Here is a 13,736-nt window from a genome sequence, read left to right on the forward strand (position 1 = left end):
GTCAGTGGACCCCTTGCTTCTTCAGCGCGTCGGCGATTTTTTCCAGCGTGTTGCGCATGGCCTTTTGCTCGTCGGACTGGGCTTCGACCCAGTCGCGCATGATCTGCTGCTCGGAGCGCATGTTCTTCACCAGCCCCGAGATGCCGTCGGCAAGATTGGCCATGGCGGTGGCGACGCGCGGATTGGAGCCGCCGCCATTCTCCTGCAGGCTGCGCAGCCGCTCCGACAGCAGGCGGATGTCCTCGGAGGATTCGGCTGTTTTCGACGTCTCGGACACGACGATGTCCGATGACAGATCGGTGACCGAAGACAGCCAGTTTTCGAGCTCGGTGTAGAAGCGGGTCTGGGCGCGGCCGGCCTGCAGGTCGAGGAAGCCGAGCACCAGCGAGCCGGAAAGGCCGAACAGCGAGGACGAGAACGCGGTGCCCATGCCGGCGAGCGGCGCCGACAGGCCCTGCTTGAGCGCGTCGAGTACGGCGGCGGCATCGCCGGTGCCCGGGTCCAGCGCCTCGATCGTCTCGCGGATCGAGGCGATGGTGTTGAGCAGGCCCCAGAAGGTGCCGAGCAGGCCGAGGAACACAAGCAGGCCGACCAGATAGCGCGAGGTGTCGCGGCTCTCGTCGAGGCGGGTGGCGATGGAATCCAGCATCGTGCGCATCGAGGAGGTCGAAAACGCGATCGTCGACGAGCGGCCGATCATCGCCTTCATCGGCGCCAAAAGCACCGGCTCGGTGGTTTCGGAGCCGGCGCGGAAGGAATTGACCCAGCGCACCTCGCGGAACAGCCGCCCGACCTGGGCAAAAGCGAGCAGGATGCCCACCACAAGCACGCCGACGATCAGTCCGTTGAGGCCCGGATTAGAGGAGAAGGCGGTCGAGATCTGGCGGGTGAGGATGGCGGCGATGAAAGCGACGATGATCAGGAAGATCACCATGGTGAGCAGGAAGACCTGCGGGCTCGACAGCTTGTGCGGATCATAGACCAGGACGTCCGATCGCCTGCCGAAGGATCTGAGAAAAGCCATCCGTGCCCCGTTTCCGATGCCACCGCCGCAGAATTGCCGCGACTCTAAACGGAATTGTGACCAAATTGAATGGCGCTTGGCAATATGGCCCGATAGGCCGGCGCCACAGGCCTAGAACCGGTTGACCACCAAGCAGTCGACCATGGCGGCCAAATGCAGGCCGGCGCCGGTGACGACGAAGCCGTGCCAGACGGCATTGTGGAAGCGCAGGCCCTTCCAGGCGAAGAAGACGACGCCGCAGGAATAGACGATGCCGCCGGCGACGAGCAGCGCGACCGAGGTCGTCGGCAGCGTCTCGACCAGCGGGCCGGCGAGTACCACGCCGCTCCAGCCGATGGCGAGATAGAAGACGATGGCCAGCCGGTCGTAGCGCCCGGGCAGGAACATCTTGATGGCGATGCCGGCCGCTGCCGCGCTCCATACGACGACGATCATGGGCAGCGCCAGCGGCGTGTTGTGGAGTTGGGCGAGGAAGGGCGTGTAGGTGGCGGCGATCAGGAGATAGATCGCGGCGTGATCGAAGCGGCGCAGGATCCATTTCGCCGGCCACGAGACCGGCCACAGATTGTAAGTCAGCGATACGGACAGCACGGTGAGCAGCGACACCACGTAAAAGACGGCTGCGGTGTATTCGCCTGGACCGGAATGAAAAGCGGCAAGCGCTAGGAAAGTCGAGCCGGCAGCGATCGCCAGCACGATGCCCACTGCATGCACGATGCCGTCGGCGATTATCTCGGCGCGCGAATAATGCCAGCGCCCCACAAAGGGGATGTCAAGCTGGGTATCTGGCCGCACATCGTTCATAAAATGGTCCTGCTGTCCCTTGATCTGGGCAGTCGCGGACCAGTATTTCAAGTTTCGGTTGCGGTTTTGCGACTGCGGAGCGGCGCGTCCTTTCGACGCGCAAAGGACACGGCAGCACTTTGATTTGCACACGATCCTTCCCGAAAATCGATTCCGACTTTCGCAGTAAGGGCGCTTCGCGCGCGCCGCCTCTCAGCGCGACGACAGCGGCTTCTTCACGGTCTTGAGAAGCGCGCGCTGGATGACCTCATTGCCGGCGACGACCTCGCCGCTGTCCAGCATGTCCTGTCCGCCATCCATATCGGAGACGAAGCCGCCGGCTTCGCGCACCAGAAGGATGCCCGCGGCGATGTCCCAGGACGACAGGCCGGTTTCCCAGAAGCCGTCCATGCGGCCGGCCGCGACATAGGCGAGATCGAGCGCGGCGGAGCCAAGGCGGCGTACGCCGGAGACTTCGGCCATGACGTTGCGCAGTTCGATCAGGAAATTGCCGTGCTGGCCGCGGCCGAGATGCGGTACGCCGCAGCCGATTACCGCGTCGGTCAGCTTGGAGCGCCCGGCAACGCGCAGCCGACGGTCGTTCATGAAGGCGCCGCCGCCGCGCTCGGCCGTGTAGAGTTCGTCCATCGCCGGATTGTAGACGACGCCGGCGACGATCTGGCCCTGGCGCTCGAGCGCGATCGACACCGAGAAGACCGGAATGCCGTGCAGGAAATTGGTGGTGCCGTCGAGCGGGTCGACGATCCAGCGGTGCTGGGCGTCCTCGCCTTCGACCGCGCCGCGCTCCTCCATCAGGAACGCATAGCCCGGCCGCGCCTTGGAAAGCTCGGCGAAGACGATCTCTTCGGCCTTGCGGTCGGCCTGGCTGACATAGTCGCCCGGGCCTTTCATCGAGACCTGCAGGTTCTGCACCTCACCGAAGTCGCGCGACAGCGAGCGGCCGGCCTTCATCGCGGCCTGGACCATGACGTTGAGGAGAGCGGAACGCGCCATTTTTTCTTCCTGCTTTTTTGCCGTTAATCCGCGCGGCGCATGTAGGTGATTTCGTTGGTGTCGACGATGATGCGCTCGCCGGCCGAGATGAAGGGTGGCACCAGCACGCGGATGCCGTTCTCGAGCACCGCCGGCTTGTAGGAGGAGGCAGCCGTCTGGCCCCTAACCACCGGGTCGGCCTCGGTGATGGTCAGCGTTACCTGGTCGGGCAGCGAAATGCCGATCGGCCGCTCCTCGTAAAGCTGCACCGTCACCATCATGCCGTCCTGCAGGAAGGCGGCGCGCTCGCCAACGAAGTCCTTGGCCAGTTCGAGCTGCTCGTAGCTTTCGGTATCCATGAAGACCAGGGCGTCGCCCTGCTCGTAGAGGAACGAAAAATCCTTCAGATCGAGTCGGATCTGCTCGACGGTCTCGGCCGAGCGGAAGCGCTCGTTGAGCTTGGTGCCGTTGATCAGGTTCTTCAGCTCGACCTGATTGTAGGCGCCGCCCTTGCCAGGCTTGACGGTGTTGGTCTTGACCGCCACCCACAGCCCGCCATCGTGCTCGATGACATAGCCGGGACGGATTTCGTTGCCACTGATCTTGGCCATGATGAACTGATCCGGAATGAGATTTTTCTGGCGCGGGTCGCGCTTTGGCGCCTCCAAGACCACAAATTGCACGCAGTAGCAAGGGAGGGAGGCAAGGGAGGGGACCCAAACGAGCCCGGACATGGCCCCCGTGGCGCCATGCGTCAACGCAGGCGATTTGCCTTTTGCAGCGCCTGCTTGGTCTGGTCGTCGTCGAGGCCCTGCAGGAAATCGTCCATCCGCGGGTCGATCAGGCCGGCGCGGCGGGCGACGATGTACCAGGCGCCGGCAAGGATCAGGTCCGGGTCGGTGCCGATGCCGCCCATATAGAGCTTGGCGAGGCGGTTCTGGGCGGCGACATTGCCGCCCTCCGCCGCCCGCTTCATCCAGGCAAAGCCCGATTTCAGGTCGCGCCCGCCGCCGCGTCCCTCGATCATCCAGGCGGCGAGATCGATCTGCGCGGTGTCGTAGTTCTGCCTCGCGGCCTGCGCCAGCAGACGACGCGCCTGGGCGTCGTCATGCGGCTTGCCGCCGACGCCGTTGGCGTAGAGTTGCGCCATCGCATATTGCGCATCGGCAAGGCCGGTGGCGGCGGCGCGCTCGTAATATACGGCGGCCTTCACCAGGCCGTCATCGCCCGGATCCTGCTGGACGAGCAACTGGGCGAAATTGAACTGCGCAAGCCGGTTGCCGGCCTCGGCCGAGGCCTGCATCAGCGCGAAGGCGCCCTTTTCGTCCTTCTTCACATAACGGCCGTCGAGCAGCATCAGTGCATATTGGAACTGTGCCTCCGGCACGCCCTGTTCGGCGGCCAGCGCATACCATTTGCCGGCCTCGGCCGGATTGAGCGGTACGCCCAGTCCGCGCGACAGGATTTCGGCCACCAGCGTCTCGGCCGCCGGATCGCCGTTCTTGGCCCGGTCCATGGCGAGGTTGTAGGCGGTCTTGTACAGCCCGCGCTGGAAGGCGCCGTAGGCGGCGTCCGGCTGCTTGGCGCCGAAACGGTCGGGATTGACGGCGTCGGCCGATGGCGGCGTCATGGTGGCCGGTTGCGGCAAGGTGTTTTGGATCGGCTTGTCGATGTGCGTGGCGGTGCCGAACCTGCTCGCATCCGGCTCGCCGGCATCCGGCGTTGCCGCGTTCGGTGTGGCCGTATTCGGTGTGCCGGAGTCCGGAGTGCCGGCATCCGGCCGCTGCTGTGGCAGTGGGATGGTCTCAGCCGCCATCGCCGCCTGCGCAAACAAGCCGGCCAGGACAACCAGAGAAAGGACACGCAGGCGCATGTCAGTCCTCGAAACGCGGCGCGGTTTCATCGAGCAGCGCGTTGGCGGCGGCAATCGCCGCCCGCGGGTCGCGCCCGTCGGCAAAGACGGCGCTGGACAGCGCCACGAACTCGGCGCCAGTCGCGGCCACCGTCTCGACGGAAGCAAGCTCGGAGCCGGCCATGACGACGCAGGGGATCGAAATCATCTCCGCCCACCATTTGCCGAGGGTGAGGTTGCGGTGGTGCGGCTCCGGCTTGTTGTCATAGCCGAAACGGCCGAAGAACATATAGTCGGGCCGCTCCTCGCCGAGCTCCAGCGCCTCGTCGCGCGTCTTGGCGCCGCCGACGCCGACCATCATCTTGCCGGCCAGGCGCTCGATCGTCTCGGCCAGTTCCGCCGACTTCACTTCGACATGGATGCCGTCGGCCTGGACGCGCCCGGCGATGCGGCTGTCGCCGGCGATGATGACAGCGACGCCGGCACTTTGAGCGATCGGCACGATCCTTTCGGCGAAGGCCTGGAAGGAGGCATCGTCCATGCCGTTGTCGGGCAGGATCAGCGAGGCGACGTCGCCTCCCTCGAACGCCGCGCAGATCTGCTCGGCAGGCACGAGCGGTGGCGCGATCAGCACGATGCGGCAGCGGTTGGGCGGAGTTAAATCGTTCATTGGCCTTCGATCCCGGTTTCGCCTATGCCGGGCGAAGATGGTTGCATTGCGGCATAGAGCAAAGGGGGCGGCTTGAACAGCAGCCGTGCGCCGCCAGGGCCAAAATGCTTAACCACCGCTGTGGCTTGCGTCGCCCATTCGGGTTCCGAGGATGGCGTTGGAAGCCGCGGGGAGATCCGCTAGATATGCAGGCAAAAAGCAGGACAGGCACATGGCGCAAAACATCTACGACCGTCCGGATTTCTTCGACGGCTACAGCCGTCTCGGCCGCTCGGTCGAGGGCCTGGACGGCGCGCCCGAATGGCCGGCGCTGCGCGCCATGTTGCCCGACGTCCACGGCTTGAGCATCGTCGATCTCGGTTGCGGGTTCGGCTGGTTCTGCCGCTGGGCGCGCTCGCATGGCGCGAGCGAGGTCCTCGGCCTCGACCTGTCGGAAAAGATGCTTGCGCGGGCACGCGCCGCCGGCTCTGACGATGCCGTCACCTATCGGCGCGCCGACCTCGACGAGCTCAGTCTGCCAAAAGCCCGTTTCGACCTCGCCTACAGCTCGCTTGCCTTGCATTATGTCGGCGATGCCGCGGGCTTGTTCGCGACCGTCCACCAGGCCCTGGTTCCCGGCGGAACCTTCGTCCTCTCGACGGAACATCCGATCTACATGGCGCCGACCAACCCGGGCTGGTCCGTCGATGCCGCGGGCAGGAAGACATGGCCGGTCTACCGGTATCTGGTCGAGGGACCGCGCGCCACAGACTGGTTCACCAAGGGCGTGGTCAAGCACCACCGCACCATCGGCACGACGCTCAATTTGCTGATCCAGGCCGGATTCAGCATCGGGCATGTCGAGGAATTTTGCCCGTCGGACGAGCAGATCGCCGCCCGGCCGGAACTGGCCGAAGAACTCGAGCGGCCGATGTTCCTGCTGGTCCAGGCGCGGCGGTGATGAACTCAGCTTGAAGCTAACCTCGCGCACGCGGCCACATTCGCCAGCGCCGGATGTCGGGATCTGGCGCAAGTTCGGCGCATTCCTTGGCGACTCCCGCACGCCCCCGGCACTAAGCTGTGCTCGCTGCCTCAAGGAGGTTTCGCATGCGTGGCCATTGCTTATGTGGCGCTGTTGCCTTTGAAGTCGATGGCTCGGCACAGGCCTGCGTGGTTTGTCATTGTGAAAGTTGTCGGCGGCAATGTTCTGCGCCGATGACCGCCTACATTGGCGTCCTGGACGGCCAATGGCGATGGCTGGGCAAGCCACCGAAGGTATTCAACTCTTCTCCCGGCGTGGAAAGAACATTTTGCGATCACTGTGGCTCGCCGCTTTCCTTCCGCTCAAAGAACATGTCTGGTGTCATGCATTTCTTTGCGGCGGCGATGGCGGAGCCGGAAAAATTTGTGCCTACGCTACATGTCGCTTTCGAGGAAAAGCTCCCTTGGTTGAAACTCGCCGACGGCCTGCCGACGCGTTTTGGGCCTGACTATACGAAAGGCTAGAGGGGGCCGGCGCTTCCGTGAAACGCTGAGCCGCGCTAAAGCTCCAGCTTGTAGCCGATATGGCTGGCCTTGAAGCCCAGGCGCTCATAGAAGCGTTGCGCGTCGAGCCGGCTCTTGTTGGTCGTCAGCTGGACGACGCGGCAGCCTCGCTCGCGGCATTTGTCGATCGCCCATTCGAAGAGGCGCTGTCCCAAGCCCTCGCCGCGCCGCTCCGCCGCGACGCGCACCGCCTCGATCAGGCCGCGCCGGGCACCGCGCAGCGACAGTCCGGCGATAAAGGTGATCTGCAGCGTGCCGATGACATCGTCGCCGTCGGTCATCACCGCGAGGAACTGGTTCGGATCGCCGTCTATCGCCGCGAAGGCGTCCAGATAGGCCCGCGACAGCGGCAGGCCGGCGTCTTCGCGGGTCTGACCGAGCGCGTCGTCGGCAAGCATCGCGACGATCGCCACGACGTCCGCTTCGCGCGCCTTGCGAATGCTGATGGCGCTCATTTCCATACCTCGAGACAGCGAGCCGGCCGAACGACGAACCTTGGCCGTGCGGCAGGTCGTCGATATCAGGCCGGCAATAGCGGATGCCGGCATTAATGACTATCCGGGCGGCGCTGTTCTGCGCTATGGCTGAATTCCCGCCTTCTCCAACCTTCCCTTGCCGATGTCAGGCCTGCTCAGCGACCCGTGGTTCTATGCCGCCGCCATTCCGGCGGTGATCCTTGTCGGCCTGTCGAAAGGCGGCTTCGGCGGCGCCGTCGGTTTCGTCGGCGTGCCGCTGATGGCGCTGGCCATCCCGCCGGTTCAGGCGGCCGCCATCCTGCTGCCGATCCTGTGCCTGATGGATGTGGTTTCCGTGTGGACCTGGTGGGGTGTCTACGACCGCAAGATGCTGGTCGACATGATGCCTGGCGCCGTCATCGGCATCGGGCTCGGCTGGCTGACAGCGGCTTTGGTCACCGAGGAGATGGTGCGGCTGATCGTCGGCGCGGTCGCGCTGGTGTTCGTGCTGCGCTGGATCTACCTGCAGTTCCGCCATGGTGCCGACCATGCGGCGGAACCGAACCGCATTGCCGCCGCCTTCTGGGGCACGGTCGCCGGTTTCACCAGCTTCGTCGCCCATGTCGGCGGCCCGCCCTTCCAGGTCTATGCGCTGCCGATCCGGCTCGACCCGAAAGTGCTGTCGGGCACGGCGGCGATCTTCTTTGCCGCCACCAACGCGCTGAAGCTCATCCCCTATTTCGCGCTCGGCCAGTTCGACACCACCAACCTTACAGCGTCGGCGGTGCTGATGCCCCTGGCGCCGCTCTCCACCATCGCCGGGGCGTGGCTGGTGCGTCGCATGCGGCCGGAGATCTTCTACCCGTTCACCTACGCCACCGTCGCGGTGGTCGCCGTCAAGTTGCTGTGGGATGGTATCGCCGGCTTGTGGTGAGGTGGCTATCAGGCCACCTCACCACGAGCATTCAGGCGGCGCTCGGCACCATCTGGCGGCTACCGCCGAAGGCGAGCGCGGCGCCCAGCGCAACCACCATGACCATGCCGGCAAGAATGCCGATGTCGTGCAAAGTGGGCTTCAGCACCATGTCGGCGATGATCACCAGCATCACCGCATAATCGAGGCGCGCCCAGTTCATCATGCGCTGGCCGATGGCAAGAACGGCCGGCGTCACGCCCTGCTCGGCGATCATGACACCCATGCGCTCGCCGGTCGGCTTGAAGACGAGCATGCCGATCGAGAAGGTCGTGGCATAGCCGACGAGGCCGATGGCGATCCACAGGTCGGTAAAGCCGACCCAGAAGCCGCACATGATGAGGCCAAAGACCAGCGTCAGCATCGACATCGGCGCGAAGAACCTGCCGCCGAGCTGCCCGCTGGCGCGCATAGCCTGCAGCTTGTCCTCGATGTTGCCGGCACGCTCGGCCAGCACGCCGAGCAGGAACAGCACGAAGCCGCCGCCGACCCACAAAACGGCCGAAACGATGTGAAGGAATTTGACGATCGAATACCAATCCATGATCTGCTCCCGGATATCCCGCATGATTTCGAGCGGCGCGGATTTGCGCGCCGCTTCAGAGGAGCGGGCTTTTGCGTGGCGCGTGTTTCGGAACGATGTCGCGGCGGCAGCCAACATGTTTCGAAGGCCGCGATGACAGCATCCGAAATCCGGTTTTCGGGCGATCCCGCGCGGCGAGGCCGGCTGTCCTGTTCCGGCACAGAAAAGCGCGGTCGCTTAAAAAATCGTCGCCGTGTTAAGGGTTCATTAAGCTTTACGGGCGTTTACTATGCGCATCCAGTTTTGCTGGATTCTTACCGAGTGGTTGGAGCCACTTTGTTTGACGCCTCCCTGTTAAACTCCTGAGAGCCGCCTTATCCGCGGCTCTTTTTTTGTCCGCGGGCGGCAAGCCGGTGCCATCCGCTTTGCGGATGGCTGGAACGAGGCCGGCGTTAACCGTTTGTTAAACATGCGCTTGCCTTCATGGGCATCGAAGCGCATTTTCAAGCCTCAGTCATTTAGGGTGCGGGCCGCGTCGGCAAGGATTGCCGAATCGGCCGACGGCAGTGCAGGGGCGTATCGATGAACGAGCCTTCGAAGGGCAGCGCGAAAACCATCAAATTGGCGGAGCGCCGGGTTTTCTCCCAATCCTTCAAGCCGCTCTACCAGGAAGGCATGGGGCTGGTCGAGCAGGCCGCCGAATATCTCGACGGCAAGGGCAGGCTCGAAGCCAAGAAATTGTCGCGCACGGCGGCGACGCTCTATGCGGCCGAGTCGATGCGGCTGACCACAAGGCTCATGCAGGTCGCCTCGTGGCTGCTTTTGCAGCGGGCGGCGAATTCCGGCGAGATGACGCGCGACCAGGTGGCCTCGGAGAAATCCAAGGTGCGGCTCGACACCGCCTCTGCGCATGACGAGGCGCTCGGCTGGAAAGAGCTGCCCAAGGATTTTCTGGACCTCGTGACGCGCTCGCTGCGCCTGCAGGCGCTGGTGCGGCGCATGGACGAGGAAATCTATGGCGGCGTCATCAACGAGACGCACGCCCCCAGCCGGCGGGCCAACCCGGTTTCCGACCAGATCAGTCTCTTGAATACGGCTTTCGCGCGCGGCTGAAATCGCGTTTGCAACAAACGCCGCGATAGCGGCGCGCGGGAAGCGGGAACCCACATCGTTCAATCGAGGCGCGATCTGGCGAGCCGCGATCGTGGCCGCAAGTCGAGCGCCTGCGACCCCGACTGCTCTTCGGTACTACGGTAACCGTCGTTGCATCGAAGGCCATGCCGGCCTTCGCGAGAAATATCGCCCTTGTCTCGAAGCGATGGGCCCCTAGTTGGAGCCGTTCGCCGCAGCCGGGTCGACCCGAGCCGGTTTTGCAAGAAAATCACCGTCACTGTGACCAAAGCAGATTGCGAGGCTTGATCCCGTGCATTCGCCATTGGACCGCATCCCGGTATCGATCATCATCCCCAATTATAACTACGAACAGTTTCTTGGACGCGCCATCGACAGTGCGTTGGAGCAGGACCACCGAAATGTCGAGGTCGTGGTCGTCGACGACGCATCGACGGACGCGTCGGTGGCCGTCATCGAATCCTACGGCGACAAGATCCGTTCGTGCCTCAGGCGCAGGAATGGCGGACATGCCGCTGCTTTCAATACGGGGTTCGAGGCGAGCACCGGGGAGATCGTTCTTTTCCTCGACGCCGACGATTATCTCTATCCGAACGCCGTCTCCGAGGTCCTGGACGAGTGGGACGCGGATGTCGCCCAGGCGCAATTCAGATTGCACCTCGTCGATGAGGACCAACGTATCAAGGATGTCTTTCCACCCCCGGAACAGCCGTTCGACTCGGGCGACGTCGTCCCGGAATTGTTGCGAAAGGGGCGCTACCGTACGACGGTGACGAGCGGGCTGGCGTTCGACCGCGAGGCGCTGGACCCGATAATGCCCATGCCCGAAAGCGATTTCCGGCAAGGCGCCGATGGCTATCTCGCGACGCTCGCGCCGCTGCACGGGGAGGTGAAATCCATCGACACCTGCCTTGGCGCCTACCGCATCCACGGTTCCAACCATTCGGTCTTTGCCGAAAAGCTTGCCGAGCGGGCGCGCTGGCGCGTGGCGCATGACTTCCGGCGCCTTGAAGCCTTGTCCGACCGGGCGGCCGAGATCGGTCTGACCGTACCGCCGGATGCCGGCCTTCGCGATCCGGTTCATCTGGAAGAGCGACTGGCCTCGCTTTGCGTCGACGAGCCCCGGCATCCGGTCGCGACCGACTCCCGGCTGGGACTGGCGAAAGCGGGCGCCGCCGCCAGTCTGGAAATGAACGCATCCTGGCGGCGGCGGGCTGCGCTGGCAGCCTGGTTCCTCTGCATTGGGCTCCTGCCGCGGCGCATGGGAAATGCAGTCCTGGCATGGAAGCTTGTCGCGTCGTCGAGGCCGGCATTTCTCACGCGGCTGTCGAAAACCATCCGTCGCGTGACGAACTAAATTAGATCCGGATTTCGGGCCTGCCAGCCCGTGAACGCCAGCTTGATGGGATTTCGAATGCGTTCTTAAGATCGCGATTGTTTCTGGTTTGTTCACATTTCGCTGGCATCGCTTGCCGCCACGGCTAGACTTGGCGCATGGGGGAAGCGATTCGCATCATCGGCATCGATCCGGGGCTGAGGCGCACCGGTTGGGGTATTGTCGACAGCGTGGGCAATTCGCTGCGCTTCGTCGCGTCCGGCACGGTGCGGTCCGACGAAAAGGAGTCGTTGGCGACAAGACTCTGCCAGTTGCATGACGGTTTGGCCGAGGTGCTGCACCAAGCCATGCCGCATGAGGCAGCGGTCGAGCAGACTTTCGTCAACAAGGATGCCACGGCGACGCTGAAGCTCGGCCAGGCGCGCGGTATTGCCATGCTGGTGCCGGCGCGTGCCGGGCTGGTGGTCGCCGAATATGCCCCCAATGCGGTCAAGAAGGCGGTTATCGGCGTCGGCCACGGCGAGAAGAAGCAAATCCATATGATGGTCAAGGTGCTGATGCCGAAGGCGATCTTCGATACCGACGATGCTGCCGACGCTTTGGCCATCGCCATCTGCCATGCGCATCACCGCCAAAGCGTCGCCTACCGGATGGCAGCGCTGGCGTGAGGGGACAATCATGATCGGCAAGCTCAAGGGCACGCTGGACGAGATCGACGAGGACTCCTGCCTCGTCGACGTGCACGGCGTCGGCTATGTCGCGCATTGCTCGGCGCGCACGCTGGCGTCGCTGCCGTCGCCGGGCGAGGCGGTGGTGCTGTTCATCGAGACCTATGTGCGCGAGGACATGATCCGGCTCTACGGCTTTCAGTCGGCGCTGGAGCGCGAGTGGTTCCGGCTTTTGATGAACAATGTGCAGGGCGTCGGTGCCAAGGTGGCGCTGGCCATCCTGTCGACGCTGGCGCCGGCCGACCTCGCCAATGCGATCGCGCTGCGCGACATCGCCATGGTCTCCAGGGCGCCAGGCGTCGGCAAGAAGGTGGCGGAGCGCATCGTCACCGAATTGCGCACCAAGGCGCCTGCCTATGCGGGCGCGGCCAGCGGCACGATCGGCCTCAAGCAGGAGCTCGGCGAAGGCGTCGCGGCGGCACCGATTACAGATGCGGTCTCCGCGCTGGTCAATCTCGGCTATTCGCGCGACATCGCGGCGAACGCGGTTGCGGCAGCGCTGAAATCGGCCGGCGAGGGCGCGGATGCATCCAAGCTGATCCGCTTCGGCCTTAAGGAACTGGCGCGGTGAGGCGGCGCTTGTTCCGTTGTCGGTCCTATGCAAGGAAGGCGGCATGAGCCTTTCGCCCCGCCTCATTGCCCCCGACAAGCGCGGTGAGGATGCCGACCAGACCTTGCGGCCGCAGTCGCTCGACGAGTTCGTCGGCCAGGCGGCGGTGCGCGCCAATCTCAAGGTCTTCGTCGATGCCGCCAAGGGCCGCGGCGAGGCGCTCGACCATGTGCTGTTCGTCGGTCCGCCGGGGCTCGGCAAGACGACGCTGGCGCAGATCATGGCGCGCGAGCTCGGCGTCAATTTCCGCTCGACCTCGGGTCCGGTTATCGCCAAGGCGGGCGATCTGGCGGCGCTGCTCACCAATCTGGAGGAGCGCGACGTGCTCTTCATCGACGAGATCCATCGGCTCAATCCGGCGGTCGAGGAAATCCTCTATCCGGCGATGGAGGATTTCCAGCTCGACCTGATCATCGGCGAGGGGCCGGCGGCGCGCTCGGTCAAGATCGACCTCGCCCGTTTCACGCTGGTCGCGGCGACGACCCGGCTTGGGCTCCTGACCAATCCGCTGCGCGATCGTTTCGGCATTCCCGTCCGGCTCAATTTCTATACGGTCGAGGAGCTGGAGCAGATCGTGCGGCGCGGCGCCCGCATCCTGTCGATGCCGCTTGGCGACGATGGCGCGCTGGAGATCGCGCGCCGCGCGCGCGGCACGCCGCGCATCGCCGGCCGGCTGCTGCGCCGAGTGCGCGATTTCGCCAGCGTCGCGGGGGACGGCCACGTCGACAGGAAGATCGCCGACGAGGCGCTGACAAGGCTGGAGGTCGACGCGCTCGGCCTCGACGCGCTCGACCGCCGCTATCTGTCGATGATCGCGCGCAATTTCGGCGGCGGGCCGGTCGGCATCGAGACGATCGCGGCCGGGCTCTCCGAGCCGCGAGACGCGATCGAGGACATCATCGAGCCCTATCTGATCCAGCAGGGCTTCATCCAGCGCACGCCGCGCGGCCGCGTTCTGACCGCCAATGCCTGGCGCCATCTCCGGCTCGACCCGCCGAAGGATATCGTCCAGCAGCAGATCAGCCTGTTCCAGGAAGAGTAACGCATATTTGTTCGCCGTTTGGCCGCGTAACGGCCCGTCTGCGCAGAATCTGCTCGCCTCGGCCTAGCTGAGGGCGTAATTGCCCCCTTTAA

General features: G+C 64.5%; 16 protein-coding genes. 8 read left to right on the forward strand and 8 right to left on the reverse strand.

The genetic code is table 11. The features are described from left to right. Position 1 precedes the first annotated feature (1 nt). The 6 genes from FJW07_RS23435 to FJW07_RS23460 all read right to left on the reverse strand — a co-directional run bounded on the left by FJW07_RS23435 (position 2) and on the right by FJW07_RS23460 (position 5,322). Positions 2–1,024, reverse strand: coding sequence for a MotA/TolQ/ExbB proton channel family protein (locus tag FJW07_RS23435; RefSeq protein ID WP_140645871.1), 1,023 nt, complete (start codon positions 1,022–1,024; stop codon positions 2–4). A gap of 111 nt (positions 1,025–1,135) precedes the next feature. Next, positions 1,136–1,828 carry a hemolysin III family protein gene (locus tag FJW07_RS23440; RefSeq protein WP_140782974.1) on the reverse strand — a complete coding sequence of 231 codons (693 nt, stop codon included), beginning with the start codon at positions 1,826–1,828 and terminating at the stop codon, positions 1,136–1,138. A gap of 192 nt (positions 1,829–2,020) precedes the next feature. Further along, complete coding sequence (locus tag FJW07_RS23445; protein ID WP_140645869.1) at positions 2,021–2,821, reverse strand: inositol monophosphatase family protein; 801 nt, start codon at positions 2,819–2,821, stop codon at positions 2,021–2,023. Positions 2,822–2,844: 23 nt separating this feature from the next. Then, positions 2,845–3,411, reverse strand: coding sequence for an elongation factor P (efp, locus tag FJW07_RS23450; RefSeq protein ID WP_140645868.1), 567 nt, complete (start codon positions 3,409–3,411; stop codon positions 2,845–2,847). A 143-nt stretch (positions 3,412–3,554) separates the two neighbouring features. Beyond that, positions 3,555–4,673, reverse strand: a complete 1,119-nt coding sequence (locus FJW07_RS23455) for a tetratricopeptide repeat protein (RefSeq protein WP_246680853.1) — start codon at positions 4,671–4,673, stop codon at positions 3,555–3,557. A gap of 1 nt (position 4,674) precedes the next feature. Beyond that, on the reverse strand, positions 4,675–5,322 hold the full coding sequence (locus tag FJW07_RS23460) for a thiamine phosphate synthase (protein WP_140858936.1): 648 nt from the start codon (positions 5,320–5,322) through the stop codon (positions 4,675–4,677). 211 nt (positions 5,323–5,533) lie between these two features. On the opposite strand from FJW07_RS23460, the gene FJW07_RS23465 reads away from it, so the two are divergent. Beyond that, positions 5,534–6,262 carry a class I SAM-dependent methyltransferase gene (locus FJW07_RS23465; protein ID WP_140858937.1) on the forward strand — a complete coding sequence of 243 codons (729 nt, stop codon included), beginning with the start codon at positions 5,534–5,536 and terminating at the stop codon, positions 6,260–6,262. Positions 6,263–6,408: 146 nt separating this feature from the next. After that, the gene (locus tag FJW07_RS23470; RefSeq protein ID WP_140654892.1) at positions 6,409–6,807 is read left to right on the forward strand and encodes a GFA family protein; all 399 of its coding nucleotides are present in this window, start codon (positions 6,409–6,411) and stop codon (positions 6,805–6,807) included. Between the two features lie 35 nt (positions 6,808–6,842). Here the strand turns inward: FJW07_RS23470 and FJW07_RS23475 are convergent, their stop codons facing one another. After that, positions 6,843–7,301, reverse strand: a complete 459-nt coding sequence (locus tag FJW07_RS23475; protein ID WP_140859021.1) for a GNAT family N-acetyltransferase — start codon at positions 7,299–7,301, stop codon at positions 6,843–6,845. 163 nt (positions 7,302–7,464) lie between these two features. Here FJW07_RS23475 and FJW07_RS23480 point away from each other — a divergent pair, with 163 nt between their 5' ends. Further along, positions 7,465–8,235, forward strand: a complete 771-nt coding sequence (locus tag FJW07_RS23480) for a sulfite exporter TauE/SafE family protein (RefSeq protein ID WP_140859022.1) — start codon at positions 7,465–7,467, stop codon at positions 8,233–8,235. Positions 8,236–8,266: 31 nt separating this feature from the next. Here the strand turns inward: FJW07_RS23480 and FJW07_RS23485 are convergent, their stop codons facing one another. After that, complete coding sequence (locus FJW07_RS23485; protein WP_140858938.1) at positions 8,267–8,818, reverse strand: DUF2269 family protein; 552 nt, start codon at positions 8,816–8,818, stop codon at positions 8,267–8,269. 561 nt (positions 8,819–9,379) lie between these two features. Here FJW07_RS23485 and FJW07_RS23490 point away from each other — a divergent pair. The 5 genes from FJW07_RS23490 (at position 9,380) to ruvB (ending at position 13,644) form a co-directional block, all read left to right on the forward strand. Further along, positions 9,380–9,910 (forward strand): DUF1465 family protein, encoded by a 531-nt coding sequence (locus FJW07_RS23490; RefSeq protein WP_140654898.1) that lies wholly within the window; start codon positions 9,380–9,382, stop codon positions 9,908–9,910. A gap of 310 nt (positions 9,911–10,220) precedes the next feature. After that, complete coding sequence (locus FJW07_RS23495) at positions 10,221–11,285, forward strand: glycosyltransferase family 2 protein (RefSeq protein ID WP_140858939.1); 1,065 nt, start codon at positions 10,221–10,223, stop codon at positions 11,283–11,285. Positions 11,286–11,422: 137 nt separating this feature from the next. Continuing rightward, on the forward strand, positions 11,423–11,932 hold the full coding sequence (gene ruvC, locus FJW07_RS23500; RefSeq protein ID WP_140858940.1) for a crossover junction endodeoxyribonuclease RuvC: 510 nt from the start codon (positions 11,423–11,425) through the stop codon (positions 11,930–11,932). Between the two features lie 10 nt (positions 11,933–11,942). Then, positions 11,943–12,563, forward strand: a complete 621-nt coding sequence (gene ruvA / locus FJW07_RS23505) for a Holliday junction branch migration protein RuvA (protein WP_140858941.1) — start codon at positions 11,943–11,945, stop codon at positions 12,561–12,563. Between the two features lie 43 nt (positions 12,564–12,606). Beyond that, positions 12,607–13,644 carry a Holliday junction branch migration DNA helicase RuvB gene (gene ruvB, locus FJW07_RS23510; RefSeq protein WP_140858942.1) on the forward strand — a complete coding sequence of 346 codons (1,038 nt, stop codon included), beginning with the start codon at positions 12,607–12,609 and terminating at the stop codon, positions 13,642–13,644. The last annotated feature ends 92 nt before the right edge of the window (positions 13,645–13,736 follow it).

The organism is Mesorhizobium sp. B3-1-9 (assembly GCF_006439595.1).
In the GTDB taxonomy this organism is placed as follows: Bacteria; Pseudomonadota; Alphaproteobacteria; order Rhizobiales; family Rhizobiaceae; genus Mesorhizobium.

What these genes read in the sequence shown, in the direction of transcription:
- FJW07_RS23475 (WP_140859021.1), bottom strand. Translation starts at nt 7,301, where the DNA reads ATGAGCGCCATCAGCATTCGCAAGGCGCGCGAAGCGGACGTCGTGGCG.
- efp (WP_140645868.1), bottom strand. Translation starts at nt 3,411, where the DNA reads ATGGCCAAGATCAGTGGCAACGAAATCCGTCCCGGCTATGTCATCGAG.
- FJW07_RS23485 (WP_140858938.1), bottom strand. Translation starts at nt 8,818, where the DNA reads ATGGATTGGTATTCGATCGTCAAATTCCTTCACATCGTTTCGGCCGTT.
- FJW07_RS23455 (WP_246680853.1), bottom strand. Translation starts at nt 4,673, where the DNA reads ATGCGCCTGCGTGTCCTTTCTCTGGTTGTCCTGGCCGGCTTGTTTGCG.
- ruvA (WP_140858941.1), top strand. Translation starts at nt 11,943, where the DNA reads ATGATCGGCAAGCTCAAGGGCACGCTGGACGAGATCGACGAGGACTCC.
- FJW07_RS23470 (WP_140654892.1), top strand. Translation starts at nt 6,409, where the DNA reads ATGCGTGGCCATTGCTTATGTGGCGCTGTTGCCTTTGAAGTCGATGGC.
- FJW07_RS23490 (WP_140654898.1), top strand. Translation starts at nt 9,380, where the DNA reads ATGAACGAGCCTTCGAAGGGCAGCGCGAAAACCATCAAATTGGCGGAG.
- FJW07_RS23440 (WP_140782974.1), bottom strand. Translation starts at nt 1,828, where the DNA reads ATGAACGATGTGCGGCCAGATACCCAGCTTGACATCCCCTTTGTGGGG.
- ruvB (WP_140858942.1), top strand. Translation starts at nt 12,607, where the DNA reads ATGAGCCTTTCGCCCCGCCTCATTGCCCCCGACAAGCGCGGTGAGGAT.
- FJW07_RS23445 (WP_140645869.1), bottom strand. Translation starts at nt 2,821, where the DNA reads ATGGCGCGTTCCGCTCTCCTCAACGTCATGGTCCAGGCCGCGATGAAG.
- FJW07_RS23435 (WP_140645871.1), bottom strand. Translation starts at nt 1,024, where the DNA reads ATGGCTTTTCTCAGATCCTTCGGCAGGCGATCGGACGTCCTGGTCTAT.
- ruvC (WP_140858940.1), top strand. Translation starts at nt 11,423, where the DNA reads ATGGGGGAAGCGATTCGCATCATCGGCATCGATCCGGGGCTGAGGCGC.
- FJW07_RS23460 (WP_140858936.1), bottom strand. Translation starts at nt 5,322, where the DNA reads ATGAACGATTTAACTCCGCCCAACCGCTGCCGCATCGTGCTGATCGCG.
- FJW07_RS23465 (WP_140858937.1), top strand. Translation starts at nt 5,534, where the DNA reads ATGGCGCAAAACATCTACGACCGTCCGGATTTCTTCGACGGCTACAGC.
- FJW07_RS23480 (WP_140859022.1), top strand. Translation starts at nt 7,465, where the DNA reads ATGTCAGGCCTGCTCAGCGACCCGTGGTTCTATGCCGCCGCCATTCCG.